We start from the raw sequence: 18,386 nt of genomic DNA, 5'->3' as shown, positions 1-18,386 counted from the left end.
ATGAAAGATATAAAGAAATACTACCTTATACCGGCAGAGCCTGAACTGGTTTATGCTGCCCTTACCAACCCGCTCACGCTGCAAGCATGGACCGGCGATGAAGCGGAAATGAGCACAGAACCCGGATCTGAGTTTTCGTTATTTGATGGAAGTATAGTTGGCAGAAACCTGGAGTTTGAAGAAGGGAAAAAGCTTGTGCAGCAATGGTATTTCGGCGAGCAGGAAGAGCCTTCTATAGTTACTATAAAATTACACCCGCATAAGTACGGCACCTCCGCAGAACTACGCCATACCAACATCCCCGACCACGATTATAACGACATAGCAGAAGGTTGGGACGAGGCTTATTTCGGAGCCCTGATCGAGTTTTATGAAGGCGAGTAATCTTTTGAAAACAGCTTCTCACCCAACCCATAAGGCTAATCACCAAATCGTCTAACTTCTGTCTTTATCAATCCGTTAGCTATAGTTATCAGTAACTTCACCAACTATAGTTATGACAAAGATCTCTAGAACATTTGCAGAAAGCTTTGCTATAAAACGTGCAGCTGCAGGAGCTGTTTCTACAGGAGCGCTTGCTATTGGTGCTTTTGCCTGCGGAGCCCTGGCTGTCGGGGCCTTAGCTATCGGAACTATAGCTATCGGGAAACTGGCAATTGGTGGTTCCAGAGTTTGTAAAATGAGAATTGACGAGCTGGAAATAGATAACTTAACAGTGAACAAGCTACTGGTAAAACAAACGCTCTCTGCACCAGCACCATAGCGCTTCTATAGTTCTTTAATATCCCTCTTATTCAAATACTTTAGCACTTCATCAACAGTAGCCAGGTCTCCCTGTTTACTATACTTTTCTATTCGTTTCATTTCTCCGGCTATCAGGCCGGCGCGGGTGCTTTCGGTTTTGCCTTGCGAGTGTACTGCCACTTGTTGCCATGGCAATGGTTTTCCGGGCAAACTATAGATCTTTAAGTCAGGGTATATGCGCAGTGCCGCGGTAACGGCTGCCATAAACGCTCTTGGCTGCTGAAAAGGAGCTGCTGTGACTATAACTTTTGCATACCCATGAGCCAGCGCATGCTGCACCATCGAAGTAGCTTCTATACCCGTGTGCAGCATATCGGTGTTTGCCGGAACAGGCAGTATCTGGAACAGCGAATCTTCCGGAATGCCAAGTGCTTTCATGGCCTCAAACCAGGTGGCTCCGCCAGGGTAACCACTCATGGGTCCGGTGCCCAAAAACAAAACCTTAGTCGTATAGTTCTCCTGTAAGAGTAATTTTGCGGCGGCAAATGCAGCTTCCTGGTTGTCTTCTGTCTGGCCAAACAAAAACAGGGCATCGGCAGGTGTGGCTGGTAAGGTATCGCAGAGCGTACGAATAATCAATTCTTCTAACATACGAGCCATATACGCACCCCGCCGCTTCAGGATTTACGTAAATTTGCCTAGCTTTAACCATGAAACTTTATGCTCTGACTATAGTTCTGCTTATGGCTGCTTTACCTGTTTTCTCCCAATACATTCCTAAAACCACCGGCACTGAGGCGCCCGCCACGTTACAGCTACAGGCCTACAACAACCGCGACATCGATACATTTATAAAAGCGTACAGCGATGATGTTAAAGTATACAGCCAGCCAGGCGTGCTCAGTTACCAGGGGATAGACGAAATGCGAAAGCGCTACGGCCAGAAATTTGCCGAAACCCCTGATCTTCATTGTGAACTTGTAAACCGGATTGTGTCAGGCAATGTGGTAATAGACCATGAGCGCGTGCAGACCGATAAAAACAAACCGCGGACTGAAGCAATTGCCATTTACCGTATCCGCGACAGCAGGATTTATGAAGTAACTTTTATTTATCCTGATCCTCAGAATTAAAAAAAATGAAACGGAACACCGACAGCCTTATATTTGACCTGGATGGAACACTCTGGGATGCCACGGCCACCGTGGCCCGTGCCTGGAACGAAGCGCGTAAACAGGTGGATTTTGATATTCAGGAAATTACGCAGGAAGATATTCGCTCTGTGGCAGGCATGCAACACGACCTGATCTACGATAAATTCTTTCCGGACCTGACAGATGCCCAGAAAAAAGAACTGATGGAGATCAGTGGACGTGAAGAGATGCAGCATCTTAAAAAGTTTGGCGGCGAACTGTTTGCAGGCATGAAAGAGGCGCTGGAATACCTGCATGGCAACTATAAGTTATTTATAGTAAGTAATTGCCAGGATGGTTATATCGAGGCTTTTTATGAATTCCACCACCTCTCCCACCTGTTCGAGGATCATGAATGTTCTGGCCGAACCGGAAACCCCAAAGGCGAAAACCTGAAAGACATCATTAAAAGAAACAACCTGCAAACCCCTGTGTATGTTGGCGATACAATAGGCGACTACGAAGCCAGTTTAGTAGCTGGAATTCCATTTGTGTATGCTGCTTATGGTTTTGGCAAAACTCCGGACTATACTATTTACCTTAAATCGCCGGCTGATCTTAAAAGACTTTTCTAGCGAATAAAATCACCTTATGATCGTAGAAGCGACTCCAGAAGATATAGATGAACTTTTTGTGTTGTGGCTTGAGCTGATGCAGCACCATCAGGGCCTGCATAAAGTGTTTAAATGCAAGCCAAACCATGAAAACGCATTAAAAGCTGAGCTGCTTAAACGCATCAGGGAGAAAGACACCAAGGTGTTTGCCTATGAACAGGATGGCGATTGGATAGGCATGATGATCTGCAGTATACGGCAGGGCGTAAATGGTTTTGAACTTAGCAGGAAAGGCTACATAGCAGAAACTATAATTAATGAAGCTTACCGGAACAAAGGTATAGGTCAGGAATTATTTGAAGCGGCACGTAACTGGCTACAAGATAAAGGTGCTGACCACATTGAGCTACAGGTTTCCGTTAAAAATGCAGGTGCTATCAGGTTCTGGCAGGAAATAGGTTTTTCGGCATCTACACAGCATATGGTACTGTTACTGAAGTAACTATAACTACTCCTGTAAACTGACCCCTTATTAAAAACGAAGCACAACCACAGTATACTTGTGGTTGTACCCGTTAGCTCCTTTTGCCCTCTACCTCAAAAGGAGTTTATCTTAATTTTGCCTACAGGCTTTTGCTATAGCTCTCTCAACTTTACATGTAAGATGATGCTGCCAGTTCAGGTTATTTTCGTGCTTTATTAAAGATGCCGGAATCTGTATAAGGTTACAGCCAGAACTATGCAACTACTTTATTTATAACCAAAACCGGGAAATTAATTAAAGGTTTAACTGGTCTCCTGATGCGGCTGTTTATTTTTTGCTATCGTTTACATGTCCAAAGTATGGTAGTAGCGTAAGTTTGGGGGCCCCGACAAAAAGCGCAGTAACTTGCGCAACATACCCGTTTTAGTACACCAGGCAAGGTACTTCCTGTGGTGGTCCTCCGACTCCCAGTCTTCAACCATTAGTAACGACGTCGGCTCCTTTTCATCCTGGAAAACTTTGCTGGCAAGGCAGCCTTCGTAAATGCGTGTATCTGGTATAATCTTCTGAAAAAAAGCTTTGGCCTCATCTACTGACTCTTCCCGTATTCGGGCTTCTAAAATTACGATCATGGCCATTAATTTGCTATTTCAGTATGTGCTAGTTATATCCCATCATATTTTACACAACGTTGATTAATAGCATATACGCATGCCATACATATCACACATCTTTTGCGCCTTATTTTAGTATAAACACTATTTTTTATGGTGAAAGTATAATTATATACCTGTCTTATTTTATCTTATTTCTCTGTAAAACACTACTTTACAAAACAAAAGCTACTATTGCCAGATATGCCACCTACGAAGAGGTCAGTAAATTATTGGCAACATTGATAACTATAGTGTATTTGAAAGCTGCAATTATTAGTTTGTGCGCTACAAACTATAGATAAGTTTTAGAGTTTGCAGAGGTTAGCCACTATAGGTTATGCTTTTTGTACCTGCCCTGCAGGTGTATAAGCTACTTCGCCGATATCTATCAGCTCCCGTACGAGCGTTGTTATAGTTTCTGCATCTTTGGGTTCGAACTGTTGCATAAGCTCTTTTGGCAGGTAAGGTTTTTGCTGGAGTAAGGTCAGTACTTTTTCGCGCATTTTTCCTAACTCTGTTTCTTCGCGCGCCTTTTTACGTTGTGCCAGGCAAAAGTCGCAGATGCGGCAGTTCTGGTCCGATATCTCGTTAAAATAAGCCAGCAGCAATTGGGTACGGCAACGGTTGGTATTCTCTACATATTTCCCCATTTCCTTCACCTGCTTCAGGGCACGCTCTCGCAATTCGTCCAGTTTCTTGTGGTTAAGAGGCAGGTTAAGGGCATCCTGGCGGGGCTTTGTAAATACCAGCTGCGGTGAGTCGTGTTGCGGTTCGTAAACTATAACCTGTAATTTGTGCAAATACTCCAGCTTACGGCGTATTTCATCTTCAGGCCTTTTAAGGTATTCAGCCAGTTTACGCTCCGATATCTTTACAAAATTAGCAAACGCTTCACCACCATACATACGCAGGAGCAGACGCAGCAAATTGTCATGCTCCGGGTTCATCACCTGAAATTCGTAAAGCGCAGTGTTATTTAGCTGTATAAAAACGCGTGATGGTGAATAATATCCTTCATTTAGCTGCAGGTACCCTTCCCCTTCCAGTCGTTTAATAGCATGGTGTACTTCCAGCGCCTTCAGTTTATAGTTCTTCGCAAAATCGGCCAGCTCAAAATCGAAACTGCTCATGGCTCCGCTACCAACTGCCAGCTGGTAATAGTTGGCTAAACACTGGTAAACCCTGCGTGTAAGCTCCAGCGGAGGATGTGCTTCTTCTACCTTCTTGTGCAGGTCTGCTACATCGCTTGGGCCATAAAGTATTACTGCGTAACTATACTTTTCATCACGTCCGGCACGGCCAGCTTCCTGGTAATACGCTTCCAGGCTTTCCGGTAAATCCAGGTGCACCACCAAACGCACGTCCGGTTTGTCAATCCCCATCCCGAAAGCGTTGGTCGCCACTATTACCCTCACTTTGTCATCTATCCAGGCTTGCTGCGCTTTACTGCGTTCTTCAAACTTTAGCCCGGCATGGTAGGCTCCGGCCGAAATCTGTCGGCTCTGCAAAAAACGGGCAATTTCTACCGTTTGTCTTCTGCTGCGCACATAAACTATAGTTTGCCCCTGCATGCGTTGCAGAATTTCCAACAGCCGGCCAATTTTGTCTTCGGTGTACAGGCAGGAGTACGAGAGGTTTGATCGGGCAAAGCTTTTAACAAACACATTCTGCTGCTTAAACCGGAGCTTTTCCTGTATGTCTTTGCGAACATGTTCGGTTGCTGTGGCGGTAAGCGCTATAACCGGCACACCGGGTAAAAGCTCACGAAGTTCGGCCAACTGCAGGTAGGGCGGTCTGAAATCGTAGCCCCATTGCGAGATACAATGCGCTTCATCCACAGCCAATAAATTCACCTTCATCCGCTTTACCCGCTCCTGAAATATATCAGTTAGCAAACGTTCTGGCGACAGGTACAAAAATTTAATGTTCCCATACACACAGTTATCCAGGGCAATATCTATCTCCCGACGGTTCATGCCTGAGTATACTGCCACAGCTGGAATATCCCGCTTTTTTAGTTGTTCTACCTGGTCTTTCATCAGGGCGATGAGGGGCGTAATAACCAGGCAAATACCATCTTTGGCCATGGCCGGCACCTGAAAGCAGACAGACTTACCACCTCCGGTAGGCAGCAACGCCAGCGTATCTTTTCCATCCAGCACCGACTGCACAATATCCTCCTGCAACGGCCTGAATTGGTCGTAACCCCAGTAAGTTTTAAGGATGTGATGGATGTCCTGCAAGGGTTTGCTTTTTATTCAGCGAAGATAAAGTTTTGGGGAGAGAAGTCAGAATTATTTAGTGATTTGTCAGGTAAAGCGATTTTAAAAACCAGGTTGATTATTCTTAAATAACAAGTCCTGGCAGTGTGCTTAACTCCTGCTAGTGTTTGTGTTCTGATTTCTCTCTTGGCATTTCAAGCGCAGTTGATATATCTTAAGTGTCCAATAATATTTTTGTTATGTCGATGTCTGGAGAAATCTGGGTTCTTTAGTTTGATAGATTACTATCCGAACCAAGCCTTTTCTTCTATAGCTTTCTTTAATCCTGGGAGCTTTACTTTCCTATCATTTTATAGTTGGCTTTGATGCCCTCACGGCCGGGAGGCCCCGTCTTGGGGGTAGGGGCCCTCGATAAGGGCATCGCGCTGTTGCTTTCTTGCTACCCTCGCTCTGCTCGGGTTGCCTTGCGGCACCGCAACAAAGCAAAGGCGCTCAACCCAAAGACTGTGATCAGTTCGATAGCTAAACTATAGTTTGCTTGAGAAACTATAGTTGCATCGCCTTATCGTGGTAGTAGTTCCGTAGGGACAGGTCGCAACCTGTCCGCTCGACAGGCTGCAACTATAGCAAACTCAGATTTCTCCTTCCGTCGAAATGACAGTTCGAAAACTAATAGCGGAATTGTCCCCTCAAGGGCATGGCCGTTTCATTCTATTAAATTCAACTTCTTTAATGCTCTCGCTCGCGTCTCGCGAGTGTGAGCTACTTAGTGGCGTCCCGCCACTTGTGCCGCAGGCACAGGTTAAAGCGGCCAGAGTCCGCAGGTAACTCACACTCGCGAGACGCGAGCGAGGGCGAGGAGCAGGGGGATGACAAACGGTAACTATAGAACTACAACTCTCAACTATAGCAACATCAGAAATTCCCCTCCCGGGAGGGGCAGGGGTGGGTTAAAATAGCAACTACAGAACGATGCACTCAAAAGAGCTTGCTTGCTACGAAACCTAAACAAATCCCCTCAATCCATAAAATCGTTATTCAATACCTACTTCGGCAAACGCAGGCTAAAACCTGTTGTGATAAAGTAATCCGGCGCCTGTAAATTCAGGGCTGTACCTGCAGCTATATCTACTTGCAAGGTAGGCGAAATCAGGAATAACAGACCGGTATCAAAAGAGTGTTCAGCCTTCGATCCGTTTGGTTTATCACCGAAAACCTCTCCATACACTGTCATTTTATCATTTAAGCTTCTTCCTATACTTACAGCATAGCCTATTACCGGTTCCCCATCTTCCCAGCCATAAGCCAGGTTATAGTTCAGGTCCGTTTTCTCAGTGAGTGAATTCCTGAACATCAGGCGCAAACCAAGCTGTGGGTCTTCTGGTTTAAACGCTTTGTGCCCAACCGGAAGATCAACCATTGCCATAGCCGCGGCTTGCGGCCTGAAGCCATTTTCTTTCCATAGTTGTACTTTAGTGCCAACTGTTAACGGTCCAAATCCATTTGCTCTGGTTCTGATCTCATCTTCAACAACTAACCGCTGGTATGTGCCTTCGGCTCTCATTTCCAGCCAATCCAGAATGCCGAATCTTACTAATGCCGTGGGATAAGCGGTATAATTTAGCGTTGCATTTCCGATCTTATCTTTCAGGAAGTAGAGGCCAGCTTCCAGTTGTATTGAACGAGCAGGTACTACAGAAGCTGCTTCAGTCTGGTCTGGCCGGTCCGTTTCCAGATCCGGTTGTGGAGTAGGTTTTACTTGCTGGCTATATCCCTGCTGCGCCAGAAGTATAAATGCTGCTGCAGATAGCAATCGTTTAACATAACAGGAGGATTTAGTAATAGTGTCGTTCATCATTTGCTTTTACATGGCATTACGAATATTTAGACAAATGTTGTATATTATTTTAGATTAATCTAAAATCTAAATTAAATAAATAAAAAGCCTGCTCTTTTGAAGCAGGCTTTAGTATTGTTATAGTTCCTGATTAAGCAGCGGCAGATTGACCGTCTTCGCGCTCTTCGATCACTTTCTTTAGTTTATCGATAGCCTGAGCAGCACGCTCTTCGTCGAAACGGTTAATGTTCAGCAACATCTTTGTTTTCTCCTGGCGCGTAATAACCGGGTTGTTAAGCAGGCGAATAATCTCTTCTTTCTGCTTCGCCGATGCGTAACGCACGCTGGCAGATGGCGATTCTGCTGCTTCTTTGTCAGCTGTAGCAGCCGCTTCTGAAGCTCGCATAGTTGCTTTCTTCTCAGTTGGTACGGCAGGGCTCTTCGCAGCTTTGGCTGGCTCGTTGCCGCTGTAATCCATTTCTTCTGCAGGTGTTGGCTCATAACCGGCCGCTCTGATGATCCAGGCCAGAATATTACGGTATGCTTTACCAATGGCACGTGTCTGCGCCATACTTGCAATCGCAAACTCCTGGTAGTATTTTTTACCCTGCTCCTTATTAGAACAGATCGCAAAACCTGCCCCTACCACTAACTGGCTACGCAGATCCAGCAGGTTAACTTTTGCCTGATACTTTATCTCATCATCTGTGCTGATATTCACCACATGTTCCACTACAGGCAGTATACCCAAACGCGAACCGGCATATTGCCATCCTTCTACGTTCACATATTCTTTACCCTGTATGTTCTGGTATAGTCTGTTCTCTTTAATGAACTTCGCCAGGTCTACCGCCAGATGCATGGTTTCATCCGACTTCGCAATGTCATAACTCTCGACCTTAGGCTTCTGTACTTTTAAGTCTTTACTTGGTTGATTCATCTCTATTAGCTTTGTTTGTTTAAGTACAATATCTAAACACAATGCCTACAGAAATGGTGCAAAAAATGCAAAAAATTACTCAATTTATAACATTGATTATCAACTAGTTACAAACTATTTTCTAAAATTTTTAGTACCATTACTAAAGCTGTGCAAGCTTTGGCTAAAAGAGAAAAGGGTAAGAGGAGTTTACGAGAGAAAGAGAGAACGAGTTTGGGAGTTAGAGAAGGACGAGGTTAAGAGTTAGAAAGTTAAAAAAGTGTAAGTTAGAAAGTTTGGGAGATGTAGAGACGCAATACCTTGCGTCTTCATGCTATGAAACTATAGTACCTAAACTTGACTTTGATTCCGCTACACAACTATAGTTTAAAAGAAGTCTGTAGACTTGCGTCCACTGCACGTCACCGGTCAGATACCAGCACCAGTTAGTTTATAGTTAATAGAGACGCAATACGTTTCGTATTATAATACTTTAGCTGAACCAACAATTTAACAATCAGCCGTTAATTCTGGCTGGATAATACCTCCTGCACGATCAGGCCGTCTTTCATGACCAGGGTACGGTCGGCCATGGAGGCCAGCTGCTCGTTGTGGGTAACGATCACAAAGGTCTGGTTAAACTCAGCGCGCAGCCTAAAGAAGATGTCGTGTAGTTCCTGGGCGTTTTTTGAATCCAGGTTACCACTCGGCTCATCTGCAAATATTATCTCCGGAGAATTAATCAGAGCGCGTGCCACTGCGGTACGTTGCTGCTCCCCACCCGACATTTCAGAAGGTTTATGATCCAGCCGGTGCGACAGGTTAAGCATCATTAGTAATTCTTTTGCACGCTCCACAACCTCTTTCTCGGGGCGGCCAGCCAGAAAGCCCGGCAGGCAAACGTTCTCGACAGCAGTAAACTCTGGCAACAGGTTATGAAACTGGAAGATAAAACCAATGTGCCTGTTTCGGAACCTGGCAAGGTCGGTAGCATTATACTTGGCAATGTTCTTTCCTTCAAACAATACTTCCCCGGAGTCTGCATTATCCAATGTACCCAAAATATGCAGCAAGGTGCTTTTGCCCGCTCCAGAGGCACCAACTATAGATACCACTTCGCCGGTACCAATGGTCAGGTCAATGCCTTTTAAAACTTCGAGTTTACCGTATTTTTTATGGATGTTTGATACCTGCAGCACGCTGAAAAACCTATAGTAGTGAAATGAAACTATACAGCTCCAAAGCTACAAAATTTTTGTCGGATTTAATTTGGGCAGAACTGATTGTAGCCCGCTCAGGAAATTCCTGACCTGGAAGGACCGTCGCTACTATTTTGCTGCGCATTCGTTTCATCCTCCAGAACATCCTTTACATACAGTTCCTTTACCACAACTATAAGTACGGCAAGTATAGGTGCGGCCAGCAACAGGCCAAGAGTACCCTGCACCAACCCCAGCAACACCTGGAAGAACAGCAACAAGGCAGGTGGCAGCGCCACCGTTTTCTGGAAAATGATGGGCGTGATAGCGTACGTCTCTATCATCTGGATGCCGCCATAGATCAGAATAACATAAAGCGCCATTTGTGAACCCTGCGTAAGCCCGATAAGCACAGCCGGGACGCCCGCGATCCAGGGACCGATGTTTGGAATAAACGCCAGCAGGAAAGCTATCAGAGCTAATGCAAAAGCCATAGGCAAGCCAATCAGACTATAACCAATTGCCGAAGAGATGCCTATAATTGCCATTGCCGACAGCATGGCCACCAACCATAGTTTTAGTGTATGGTAGCACTTGCCCAGCACAGCCATTACGCGGGAGCGGTGTTGAGGCCGGAAAAGTTTTGTAAAACCAATAGTGTATAATTCAGGGTTGGAGGCAAAGAAGAGGGCGGTAATGACAACTATAAGCAGATCGGCCAGTATGCCCAGTGTAGTGGTTACAGCACCCGTAACTTTAGAAAGAAGAGAACTCTGCTTCGGTAAGATTTTGCTTAAGTCTTCCGGTAATTTTTCCGCTACCCTTTCGCCCCAGCTATACTGCCCCAGCCACTGATCTACTTCCTGTAACGATTGGGGGAGCAGATCCCTGATCTCCTGCCCCTGCCCTGCCACAGTCGGGCCTACCCACAGAAAGGCACCAACCAGCAAACCAAAAAAGATAAGTACAGACAGCAGTAAGCTCCATCCCCTCTTCAGGTGCAGTTTACCTGTTATCCAATCGGACATGCCGCAGAAAAGCACGGCCAGCAGAATACCGGCAAAAACCAGCAGAAAGAAATAGAACTGCGTTACAAGCAAGTAAAAGCCACCGGAAACAAGCACAGCTATAAAGGCTGCAATGGCAACACGTTTCGCAAAAGTATAGCTATCCGTCATGTCGATAAGCTTATCAGAATAAGGTGTTACCAGTATCGGTAAAACTCTGTTCGTATTATACTCGTTGCGTTCAGTACGGTTATAGAACTATAGTTTAATCAGCCTGGAGCAAAGCATCAATATTTTAAAAATCCATTACTTGAATTTAAAGCTAAGAAGACGTACTTTCGTGCGTCCATTAAAACTGAAAGCATGAACATACACGAATATCAGGGTAAAGACATTTTAAAGAAATACGGCGTACGCATACAGGAAGGCATCGTGGCTGAAACGCCGGACCAGGCTGTAAAAGCTGCTATGAAGCTAACCGAAGAAACCGGTACAGGCTGGCATGTTATTAAAGCACAGATACATGCGGGTGGCCGTGGTAAAGGTGGTGGCGTAAAGCTGGCTAAAAACCTGGAGCAGGTAAAGCAAATTGCCAGCGACATTCTGGGCATGACACTGGTAACGCACCAGACAGGCCCTGAAGGTAAACTGGTACAGAAAGTACTGGTTGCGCAGGATGTGTACTACCCGGGTGAGTCTGATCCGAAAGAGTTTTACCTGAGTATTCTTCTTGACCGTGCAAAAGGTCAGAACGTGATCATGGCATCTACTGAAGGTGGTATGGACATTGAAGAAGTGGCTGAGAAATCTCCTGAAAAGATTATTAAAGAGTGGATCGACCCGGCTGTTGGTCTGCGTCCATTCCAGGCAAACAAGATCGCTTTCGCGTTTGGCTTACAAGGCGAAGCTTTCAAGGAAATGGTGAAGTTCATCACCAGCCTTTACAAAGCATACGTAGAGTCTGATGCTTCTATGTTCGAGATCAACCCTGTTCTGAAAACATCAGACAACAAGATCCTGGCAGTAGATGCGAAAGTTGACTTAGATGACAACGCACTGTTCCGCCACAAAGACCTGGCTGCGCTGCGCGATGAATCAGAAGAAGATCCGTTGGAAGTAGAAGCAAGCCGCTCTAACCTGAACTATGTAAAGCTCGACGGTAACGTTGGCTGTATGGTAAACGGTGCTGGTCTGGCGATGGCAACTATGGATATCATTAAGCTTTCTGGTGGCGAGCCCGCTAACTTCCTTGACGTAGGTGGTGGGGCAAATGCACAGACTGTTGAAGCTGGTTTCCGCATTATCCTGAAAGACCCGAACGTAAAAGCGATCCTGATCAACATCTTCGGTGGTATCGTTCGTTGCGACCGTGTTGCAAATGGTGTAGTAGAAGCTTACAAAAACATTGGTGATATCCGTGTTCCGATCATCGTTCGTCTGCAAGGTACAAACGCTGAAGAAGGCGCCCGCATCATCGACGAGTCTGGCCTGAAAGTTTACTCTGCCGTTGCGCTGAAAGAAGCCGCTGAAAAAGTAAAGCAGGTTTTAGCTGAAGTTGGAGCTTAGGTTTCCTCAATTATAAAAAACAAAAAGGGCTGCCATAACTGGCAGCCCTTTTTGTTTTTTATAATTGAGGTGAGTTAGAGAGATTTGGAGTTGATAAAGTTAGAAGGTTATAAAGATTAGAAAATTATAAATTCTATAGTTTATCAGCCTTCTCTCGCTTCCCGCGAGTGTATGTTACCTGTAGACTCTGGCCGCTTTGCTATAAACAAACGTGCCGGGACGCGAGCGAGTGCAGTTTTTGCTAAATCATAGTTCCCATGTCGCAAGTTCAGCACAACACCATTCATTCTCTTTACCTCTCTAACCTTCTAACTTCCAAACTTTCTAACTTAAACCACTTCCAGCTGCACTTCCACATTGCCCTGCACGCCAATAGAATAGGGGCAAACCTGGTTAGCCTCATCTACTAATTGGCGGGCTTTGTCTTTGTCCATGCCTTTCAGGTCTACTTCCAGTTTAACACCAAGCCCATAGGCTCCTTCGTCCGATTTCAGCAGATCCACGTGTGCCTTAACTGTGGATGCAGGATCTAAGCGTTCGTGGTGTTTACCTGCTATCAACAATAATGCACTCTGGAAGCACGCCGCATAACCAGCAGCAAAAAGTTGTTCCGGGTTCGTTTTGCCTTTCTCCCCTCCAAGTCCTTCGGGCAACGAGAGGGCCATATCAAGTACACCATCTGATGATGTTACATGCCCCCTTCGGCCACCTGTGGCAGTTACTTCTGCCGTATACACTCTTTCCATAGTTTATATTTTGTGTTTATAGTTCAGGTATTACTAACAGCACTTTTAAAAGTATTGTTTTGCCAGTCAAGCTAATAGTGCGTAAACTCAACTATAAACCGAAACTATCTTATACATTTTTATAGTGAATGTTTCCTTTTATCAGCATAGTTTCTATTTTTGCACACGTTCTGCACCCGTAGTTCAACTGGATAGAATATCGGATTTCGGCTCCGAGGGTTAGGGGTTCGAATCCTCTCGGGTGCACACAAACTATAAAAGCCTTGTAAGTAGTAGCTTACAGGGCTTTTTTGTTTGGCATTTAACACTGCTACGGCTGGCATCTACCAGCTACACGTCGAACTACAGGACCTTGTCTTTCCTTTCCAGTTTAGCCGGTTCCATATCCAAAGCCAGCTAATGCCGTATGAGTAACCTTGCACTTGTTGTATTAAAGTAACAAAAATACAGCTACAAACAGTTATAGTATTACACCACTTAATTGTACGGCTTGATTTATAGTTCTATCTTCGTGCTCATTCCAATAATAAAGCAACAACAAGCCATACGCTAAAGCAATACGACACATGAACCAATCAGCACAGCTGCTCAGGAAAAAAAAGAAAACTATACTTGAAAACTGGGTAAAAAACCAATTAGCAGACGAATCACTTCGTGAAGACCTTATATCGAACGATGAGTTGCGTCGCCAATCGGATGAGTTGTTGGATAAACTTCTTATTGCTATCGAAAATGGTAATTACGATAATATCTATACTTCAGAATTTGAGCAGGTAACAGATATCTTAAGTGATATTTCTGTAACCCGTGCCCGCCAGGGTTTTTCACCGCGTGAAGTAACACTTTACATCCTGAGCCTGAAGCAGGCCATTACAGATGTACTGGAGAAAGAACACCGCGATAATCCGGCAATCTTATACAAGGAAATACTTCAGTTTAATAAGCTGATCGATAGCCTGAGCATTCATACCTTCGAGACGTATTTAAGAGGCCGTGAAGAAGTTATACTTCGCCAGACCGACGAAATAAACGAGATTTCTACCCCGGTTATCCGTGTGTGGGATGGTATTCTTGCCTTACCTATTATCGGTACCCTGGATAGCTCCCGTACGCAGATTGTAATGGAAAACCTGTTGCAGGAAATTGTAAATACAGGTAGCAACATTGCCATTCTGGATATTTCGGGTGTGCCTGCCGTGGATTCGCTGGTAGCCCAACACCTTATTAAAACTGTTAGTGCTACCCGCCTGATGGGTGCTGAGTGTATTATCAGCGGTATACGTCCTGAGATCGCTCAAACTATAGTTCACCTGGGCATCGACCTTTCTAACATTAAAACAAAAGCTTCTTTATCATCTGCGTTGCAACTGGCTTTTAGTATGCTGGCACTTGAAGTTAAAAAGAAGAATACGAACACATCCGTAAAAATATTAAGATAAGTACATGGATCGGATTCCAATATTAAAAATGGGGCCTTTCCTGTTGGTAACTATACAAGTAGACCTATACGACAGGCTGGCACTAAACCTGGAAAATGACCTTATCAGTATGGTAAGCAAAACAGGTGCGCGCGGTGTACTTATCGATATTTCTGCAGTAAACATAGTTGACTCCTTTATGGGCCGCATATTAGGCAACATTGCCTCTATGTCCCGGATTATGGATGCGGAAACCGTAGTAGTGGGCATGCAACCTGCAGTAGCCATTACGTTAGTAGAGCTAGGCTTAACGTTACAGGGCGTACACACTGCCCTTAACGTAGAAAAAGGCATGGACCTGCTTTATGATAGAACAGATCTGTTAACCACACAAGAAGACGAAGATAACGGAGAGGACCCGGATGATTACAATGACTAAAGACACGATGCAAATCGTGCGGGAACAAGACGTTGTACCATTCAGGAACAGGGTGCGTGAGCTGAGCACCAAAATAGGCATGAGCCTGGTAAACCAGACCAAACTTATTACGGCTGCCAGCGAACTTGTCCGGAACATGCTTAAATATGCCAACGGCGGAAAAACAACCCTTGAAATAGTCAGCAAAAACGGCCAGAACGGCGTAAGATTAACATTTGTAGACGAGGGCCCCGGAATAGAGAACATCTCACAAGCCATGCTGGACGGTTTTTCGACCGGCAAAAGCTTAGGCCTGGGTTTGCCTGGTGCCAAGCGACTGGTAAACGAGTTTGATATTAAAAGTGTGGTGGGCACCGGAACTACAGTTACTGTTACACACTGGAAAAATGGACGTTAAGCATCATCAGCGCTTTCAGCTGGCCGATAGAAGCTTTGCCAATATTGTTAAAAGAGATATTACCCGCCTGGCAGAGAGCCATGGTTTTTCTCAGACAGAAGTTGGCCGTGTAAATATTGTGGTGTCAGAGATGGCATCTAATCTGTTAAAGCACTCTCCTAAGGGCGGAGAGATCCTTGTAAAATATACCTCAGCCAAAGCCCTCGAAATAATCTGCCTGGATGAAGGTCCGGGTATGAAAGATCCACAGCGCATGTTAGAGGATGGTACGTCCACAACCGGCACAGCCGGCGAGGGACTGGGTGCCATTATGCGCCAGTCGCATACGTTTGACCTTTACTCCCAAATTGGCAGCGGCACTGTTATCCTTTCCCGTATCTACAAAGGGCTGAATGAAGCTCCTAAAAGCAAAAGCAAGTTCGAAGTAGCCACAGTAACCGTACCTAAACCAAATGAGCACAGTTGCGGTGATGGCTTCGCCCTGTATGAGGATAAGAATACCTGTTATTTTATTGCCTTAGATGGATTAGGACATGGTGCAGCAGCAAGTGCGGCCAGCCAGGAAGCAGAGGCTGCCTTCCTGTTAAATTATTCTATGGATCCTGCGCAGAACCTGCGCCAGATTCACAACAGTATTCGTAAAACCAGGGGTGCAGTAGGTACGATCGTGCACATCGATCATTCTCGTAAAAAAATAAGTTATTGTGGTATAGGTAATATTGCAGGCAGAATGTATACTATTGATGGCCCCGCTATTTCAAATGCTTCAAGTAAAAACATTATTGCTTATAACGGCATACTGGGGCATAACATACCAAATACGCTCAATACCCAAACCTACGAGTGGGACAACTATAAATTGCTCATACTGCATTCAGACGGCATAAAATCGCGCTGGGACCTGAGCAAGTATCCAAACCTGCACCGCCACGACTCCAGTGTTATTGCTGCTTTGGTATACCGTGATTTTAAACGTGAAACAGATGACAGCCTGGTAGTTGTAGCCCGATCAAAATCCTGAGTGTTATGCCAAGAAGCATCTTAAAGATCAATATCAGTAACGAGCTGGATGTGGTGCTGGCCTATAAGCGGGCAAAGCAATTATCTGAGCGTTTAGGCATAACTATAGCTAACCAGACAAAATTTGCTACGGCCGTTTCTGAAATCTGCCGCAACGTGGTAGAACATGTGGGCAACGGCACCATTCAGTTTGCGCTGATAGAGCTACAGAGTATAAACTATATTGAAGCAATAGTTAGTGACCGTGGGCGTGGCTTAGGCAATATTGAATACCTGCTTAACCGTAACACCGGAGGCTCCAATACAAAAGGTACCGGCCTTATAAACTCACGTAAGCTTGTCGATTATTTTAATGTTGAGAGCGAATTTGAAAAAGGAACGAAAGTTACCTTACGCCAGCGCCTCCCCCACAATGCCCCAACTGTTACCAAAACTATAGCCGAGAACTGGATGCACGAGTTTGACATGGATAACGTGTCTCCTTATGCAGAGATAAAACGGCAGAACATGCAATTGCTGGAAGTACTGGAACAACTTCGCGAACGAAACGAAGAGGCAGAACAACAGTTAAAGGAAATCAGCAGGCTGAACCAGAAACTACAGCAGACCAACGAAAGCATTCAGGAACTGCTGCAGGAACGTGAAGAGCAAAACGAAAGGCTGCAAAGTATAAACGAAGACCTTGATACCTTTGCCCATACCGTATCGCATGACCTGCGGGCACCTTTGCAAAACATTAACGGCCTGTCGCATGCATTGGCAGAGTGCCTGGATTTGGAGCGCTTAGAAGAAGCTAAAACGATCTTCCCGATGCTGCGCCAGCAAACTGCCCGCATGGACCAGTTTATTATGAGTATACTTTCGTACTCGCTGGCCGGGCGTAAGAATATTGTTAAAACAGAAACAGAATTACACCAGCTGATAAACGGCGTAATAGAACTGCTGAACCTACCGGAACACATTACTATACTGTTACCGGCTCAGCCTTTAAAACTGCAGACAGAGACCATCCTGCTGCACCAGGTATTCAGTAACCTGATCGGTAACGCCATTAAATACCACGACCTGAAACAGAATGCAACTATAGAAGTAACCTTTGAACTGAAAGGCGATATGATCCATTTCTCGTTACAGGATAACGGCCCGGGAATACCTGCTGCTTCGCAAGGCGATATTTTTACGATGTACCATACTATAAACGTAGATAGTTCCGGCAATAGCACTGGTCTTGGGTTATCTATTGTCAAGAAAATTATAACAGGCAAAGGTGGCAAAGTTTGGGTATCCTCAGAAGGGCGTGGTTCGCGGTTTGTATTTACCTGGCCTGCCTCCGAAATTATACAACTATAGTTTTTAAGCTGTACATGGCAAAACTAAAAGGGCCTGCAAAGTAAATTTGCAGGCCCTTTTAGTTTTGTGGTAAGTGCTTAATTTCTATCAAAGAATTGCTGCAGCACTTCCTGTACGTCGTGCTTTGTAAGCGTTTTGGAGAAATGTTTTTTTACGCGGCTATAGTTCTTCAGGCGCTCCAGGTCATAAAAACTGGCCGATGATGTAAGCATCATAATGATCACATGATCTTTGGAATCTAGGTTGCGGCGCTGGTACTCATCCAGGAAAGAAAAGCCATCCATAACAGGCATTTTAATATCCAGAAAAATCAGGTCCGGGCAACGCTTATCCGAAGTTTCACCTTCTGAACATGCCTCGCTTAAATACTCTATTGCCTCTTTGCCATTGTTAAATACCAGTATCTCCTTTGATACCTGCATTTCTTCTAACAGGCGTTTATTCAGAAAATTGGTAGTATCGTCGTCGTCAATAAGTACTACTAAATCGAGCATCGGCATAATGTTAGTTTTGAGCGATAAGACTACTTTAAAAAACAGAAGCACTCTTATAACTGCAAATATCAAATTAAGATTTACTAATTCAAAATAACTGCATAAACTATAGCCTAAATCGGGTTATTAGTTTTAGCATTT

The 18,386-nt window shown here is 44.9% G+C and carries 20 protein-coding genes and 1 tRNA gene; 12 read left to right on the top strand and 9 right to left on the bottom strand.

What is annotated here, in order from left to right; all coding sequences use genetic code 11:
* Both GSQ66_RS01310 and GSQ66_RS01305 read left to right on the top strand, forming a co-directional pair.
* Nucleotides 1-384, top strand: coding sequence for an SRPBCC domain-containing protein (locus GSQ66_RS01310; protein ID WP_162425797.1), 384 nt, complete (start codon nt 1-3; stop codon nt 382-384).
* Between the two features lie 112 nt (nt 385-496).
* Nucleotides 497-763 carry a hypothetical protein gene (locus GSQ66_RS01305; RefSeq protein ID WP_162425796.1) on the top strand — a complete coding sequence of 89 codons (267 nt, stop codon included), beginning with the start codon at nt 497-499 and terminating at the stop codon, nt 761-763.
* Between the two features lie 5 nt (nt 764-768).
* Here the strand turns inward: GSQ66_RS01305 and GSQ66_RS01300 are convergent, their stop codons facing one another.
* Nucleotides 769-1,404 carry a YdcF family protein gene (locus GSQ66_RS01300; protein WP_238395777.1) on the bottom strand — a complete coding sequence of 212 codons (636 nt, stop codon included), beginning with the start codon at nt 1,402-1,404 and terminating at the stop codon, nt 769-771.
* A 50-nt stretch (nt 1,405-1,454) separates the two neighbouring features.
* Between GSQ66_RS01300 and GSQ66_RS01295 the strand changes: the two genes are divergently transcribed.
* Genes GSQ66_RS01295 through GSQ66_RS01285 form a run of 3 tightly spaced genes read left to right on the top strand, consistent with a single transcriptional unit; the run spans nt 1,455 to nt 2,993 of the window.
* A complete protein-coding gene (locus GSQ66_RS01295; protein WP_162425795.1) occupies nt 1,455-1,877 on the top strand; it encodes a nuclear transport factor 2 family protein in 423 nt (140 codons plus the stop codon).
* A gap of 5 nt (nt 1,878-1,882) precedes the next feature.
* Entirely contained in the window at nt 1,883-2,512 is a 630-nt protein-coding gene (locus tag GSQ66_RS01290) for an HAD family hydrolase (RefSeq protein ID WP_162425794.1), read from the top strand.
* A 16-nt stretch (nt 2,513-2,528) separates the two neighbouring features.
* A complete protein-coding gene (locus GSQ66_RS01285) occupies nt 2,529-2,993 on the top strand; it encodes a GNAT family N-acetyltransferase (protein ID WP_162425793.1) in 465 nt (154 codons plus the stop codon).
* A gap of 326 nt (nt 2,994-3,319) precedes the next feature.
* Here GSQ66_RS01285 and GSQ66_RS01280 read toward each other — a convergent pair whose 3' ends face one another.
* The 6 genes from GSQ66_RS01280 to GSQ66_RS01255 form a co-directional block, all read right to left on the bottom strand.
* The gene (locus tag GSQ66_RS01280; protein ID WP_162425792.1) at nt 3,320-3,607 is read right to left on the bottom strand and encodes a putative quinol monooxygenase; all 288 of its coding nucleotides are present in this window, start codon (nt 3,605-3,607) and stop codon (nt 3,320-3,322) included.
* Nucleotides 3,608-3,966: 359 nt separating this feature from the next.
* Complete coding sequence (locus tag GSQ66_RS01275) at nt 3,967-5,874, bottom strand: RecQ family ATP-dependent DNA helicase (RefSeq protein WP_162425791.1); 1,908 nt, start codon at nt 5,872-5,874, stop codon at nt 3,967-3,969.
* A 1,024-nt stretch (nt 5,875-6,898) separates the two neighbouring features.
* Entirely contained in the window at nt 6,899-7,711 is an 813-nt protein-coding gene (locus tag GSQ66_RS01270) for a transporter (RefSeq protein ID WP_162425790.1), read from the bottom strand.
* A 130-nt stretch (nt 7,712-7,841) separates the two neighbouring features.
* Nucleotides 7,842-8,630 carry a hypothetical protein gene (locus GSQ66_RS01265; protein WP_162425789.1) on the bottom strand — a complete coding sequence of 263 codons (789 nt, stop codon included), beginning with the start codon at nt 8,628-8,630 and terminating at the stop codon, nt 7,842-7,844.
* Between the two features lie 503 nt (nt 8,631-9,133).
* Complete coding sequence (locus GSQ66_RS01260) at nt 9,134-9,808, bottom strand: ABC transporter ATP-binding protein (protein WP_162425788.1); 675 nt, start codon at nt 9,806-9,808, stop codon at nt 9,134-9,136.
* Between the two features lie 95 nt (nt 9,809-9,903).
* Entirely contained in the window at nt 9,904-10,986 is a 1,083-nt protein-coding gene (locus GSQ66_RS01255; RefSeq protein ID WP_162425787.1) for an AI-2E family transporter, read from the bottom strand.
* 192 nt (nt 10,987-11,178) lie between these two features.
* Between GSQ66_RS01255 and sucC the strand changes: the two genes are divergently transcribed.
* Nucleotides 11,179-12,381, top strand: a complete 1,203-nt coding sequence (sucC, locus tag GSQ66_RS01250; RefSeq protein WP_162425786.1) for an ADP-forming succinate--CoA ligase subunit beta — start codon at nt 11,179-11,181, stop codon at nt 12,379-12,381.
* A 329-nt stretch (nt 12,382-12,710) separates the two neighbouring features.
* On the opposite strand, the gene GSQ66_RS01245 is transcribed toward sucC, so the two are convergent.
* Entirely contained in the window at nt 12,711-13,127 is a 417-nt protein-coding gene (locus tag GSQ66_RS01245) for an organic hydroperoxide resistance protein (RefSeq protein WP_162425785.1), read from the bottom strand.
* A gap of 172 nt (nt 13,128-13,299) precedes the next feature.
* Between GSQ66_RS01245 and GSQ66_RS01240 the strand changes: the two genes are divergently transcribed.
* The 6 genes from GSQ66_RS01240 to GSQ66_RS01215 all read left to right on the top strand — a co-directional run bounded on the left by GSQ66_RS01240 (nt 13,300) and on the right by GSQ66_RS01215 (nt 17,751).
* Nucleotides 13,300-13,373, top strand: a tRNA-Arg gene (locus GSQ66_RS01240).
* A gap of 320 nt (nt 13,374-13,693) precedes the next feature.
* Nucleotides 13,694-14,566, top strand: coding sequence for an STAS domain-containing protein (locus tag GSQ66_RS01235; RefSeq protein WP_162425784.1), 873 nt, complete (start codon nt 13,694-13,696; stop codon nt 14,564-14,566).
* A 4-nt stretch (nt 14,567-14,570) separates the two neighbouring features.
* Complete coding sequence (locus GSQ66_RS01230) at nt 14,571-14,984, top strand: STAS domain-containing protein (protein ID WP_162425783.1); 414 nt, start codon at nt 14,571-14,573, stop codon at nt 14,982-14,984.
* A complete protein-coding gene (locus GSQ66_RS01225) occupies nt 14,977-15,381 on the top strand; it encodes an anti-sigma regulatory factor (protein ID WP_162428882.1) in 405 nt (134 codons plus the stop codon). The genes GSQ66_RS01230 and GSQ66_RS01225 overlap by 8 nt, the downstream gene beginning before the upstream one ends.
* Nucleotides 15,371-16,402 carry an anti-sigma regulatory factor gene (locus GSQ66_RS01220; RefSeq protein ID WP_162425782.1) on the top strand — a complete coding sequence of 344 codons (1,032 nt, stop codon included), beginning with the start codon at nt 15,371-15,373 and terminating at the stop codon, nt 16,400-16,402. The genes GSQ66_RS01225 and GSQ66_RS01220 overlap by 11 nt, the downstream gene beginning before the upstream one ends.
* A gap of 5 nt (nt 16,403-16,407) precedes the next feature.
* Nucleotides 16,408-17,751, top strand: a complete 1,344-nt coding sequence (locus tag GSQ66_RS01215; protein ID WP_162425781.1) for a sensor histidine kinase — start codon at nt 16,408-16,410, stop codon at nt 17,749-17,751.
* Between the two features lie 77 nt (nt 17,752-17,828).
* Here GSQ66_RS01215 and GSQ66_RS01210 read toward each other — a convergent pair whose 3' ends face one another.
* Nucleotides 17,829-18,245, bottom strand: a complete 417-nt coding sequence (locus GSQ66_RS01210; RefSeq protein ID WP_238395776.1) for a response regulator — start codon at nt 18,243-18,245, stop codon at nt 17,829-17,831.
* Nucleotides 18,246-18,386: the final 141 nt, after the last annotated feature.

This window comes from Pontibacter pudoricolor, from assembly GCF_010092985.1.
GTDB lineage: Bacteria > Bacteroidota > Bacteroidia > Cytophagales > Hymenobacteraceae > Pontibacter > Pontibacter pudoricolor.
The sequence above is the reverse complement of the archived record's forward strand: the minus strand, read 5'-3'. Positions and strand labels throughout refer to the sequence as shown.

Excerpts from the sequence above, each read along its gene's own strand:
- GSQ66_RS01310 (WP_162425797.1), top strand. The coding sequence starts at position 1 with ATGAAAGATATAAAGAAATACTACCTTATACCGGCAGAGCCTGAACTG.
- GSQ66_RS01305 (WP_162425796.1), top strand. The coding sequence starts at position 497 with ATGACAAAGATCTCTAGAACATTTGCAGAAAGCTTTGCTATAAAACGT.
- GSQ66_RS01300 (WP_238395777.1), bottom strand. The coding sequence starts at position 1,404 with ATGGCTCGTATGTTAGAAGAATTGATTATTCGTACGCTCTGCGATACC.
- GSQ66_RS01295 (WP_162425795.1), top strand. The coding sequence starts at position 1,455 with ATGAAACTTTATGCTCTGACTATAGTTCTGCTTATGGCTGCTTTACCT.
- GSQ66_RS01290 (WP_162425794.1), top strand. The coding sequence starts at position 1,883 with ATGAAACGGAACACCGACAGCCTTATATTTGACCTGGATGGAACACTC.
- GSQ66_RS01285 (WP_162425793.1), top strand. The coding sequence starts at position 2,529 with ATGATCGTAGAAGCGACTCCAGAAGATATAGATGAACTTTTTGTGTTG.
- GSQ66_RS01280 (WP_162425792.1), bottom strand. The coding sequence starts at position 3,607 with ATGATCGTAATTTTAGAAGCCCGAATACGGGAAGAGTCAGTAGATGAG.
- GSQ66_RS01270 (WP_162425790.1), bottom strand. The coding sequence starts at position 7,711 with ATGATGAACGACACTATTACTAAATCCTCCTGTTATGTTAAACGATTG.
- GSQ66_RS01265 (WP_162425789.1), bottom strand. The coding sequence starts at position 8,630 with ATGAATCAACCAAGTAAAGACTTAAAAGTACAGAAGCCTAAGGTCGAG.
- GSQ66_RS01255 (WP_162425787.1), bottom strand. The coding sequence starts at position 10,986 with ATGACGGATAGCTATACTTTTGCGAAACGTGTTGCCATTGCAGCCTTT.
- sucC (WP_162425786.1), top strand. The coding sequence starts at position 11,179 with ATGAACATACACGAATATCAGGGTAAAGACATTTTAAAGAAATACGGC.
- GSQ66_RS01245 (WP_162425785.1), bottom strand. The coding sequence starts at position 13,127 with ATGGAAAGAGTGTATACGGCAGAAGTAACTGCCACAGGTGGCCGAAGG.
- GSQ66_RS01235 (WP_162425784.1), top strand. The coding sequence starts at position 13,694 with ATGAACCAATCAGCACAGCTGCTCAGGAAAAAAAAGAAAACTATACTT.
- GSQ66_RS01230 (WP_162425783.1), top strand. The coding sequence starts at position 14,571 with ATGGATCGGATTCCAATATTAAAAATGGGGCCTTTCCTGTTGGTAACT.
- GSQ66_RS01225 (WP_162428882.1), top strand. The coding sequence starts at position 14,977 with ATGACTAAAGACACGATGCAAATCGTGCGGGAACAAGACGTTGTACCA.
- GSQ66_RS01220 (WP_162425782.1), top strand. The coding sequence starts at position 15,371 with ATGGACGTTAAGCATCATCAGCGCTTTCAGCTGGCCGATAGAAGCTTT.
- GSQ66_RS01215 (WP_162425781.1), top strand. The coding sequence starts at position 16,408 with ATGCCAAGAAGCATCTTAAAGATCAATATCAGTAACGAGCTGGATGTG.
- GSQ66_RS01210 (WP_238395776.1), bottom strand. The coding sequence starts at position 18,245 with ATGCTCGATTTAGTAGTACTTATTGACGACGACGATACTACCAATTTT.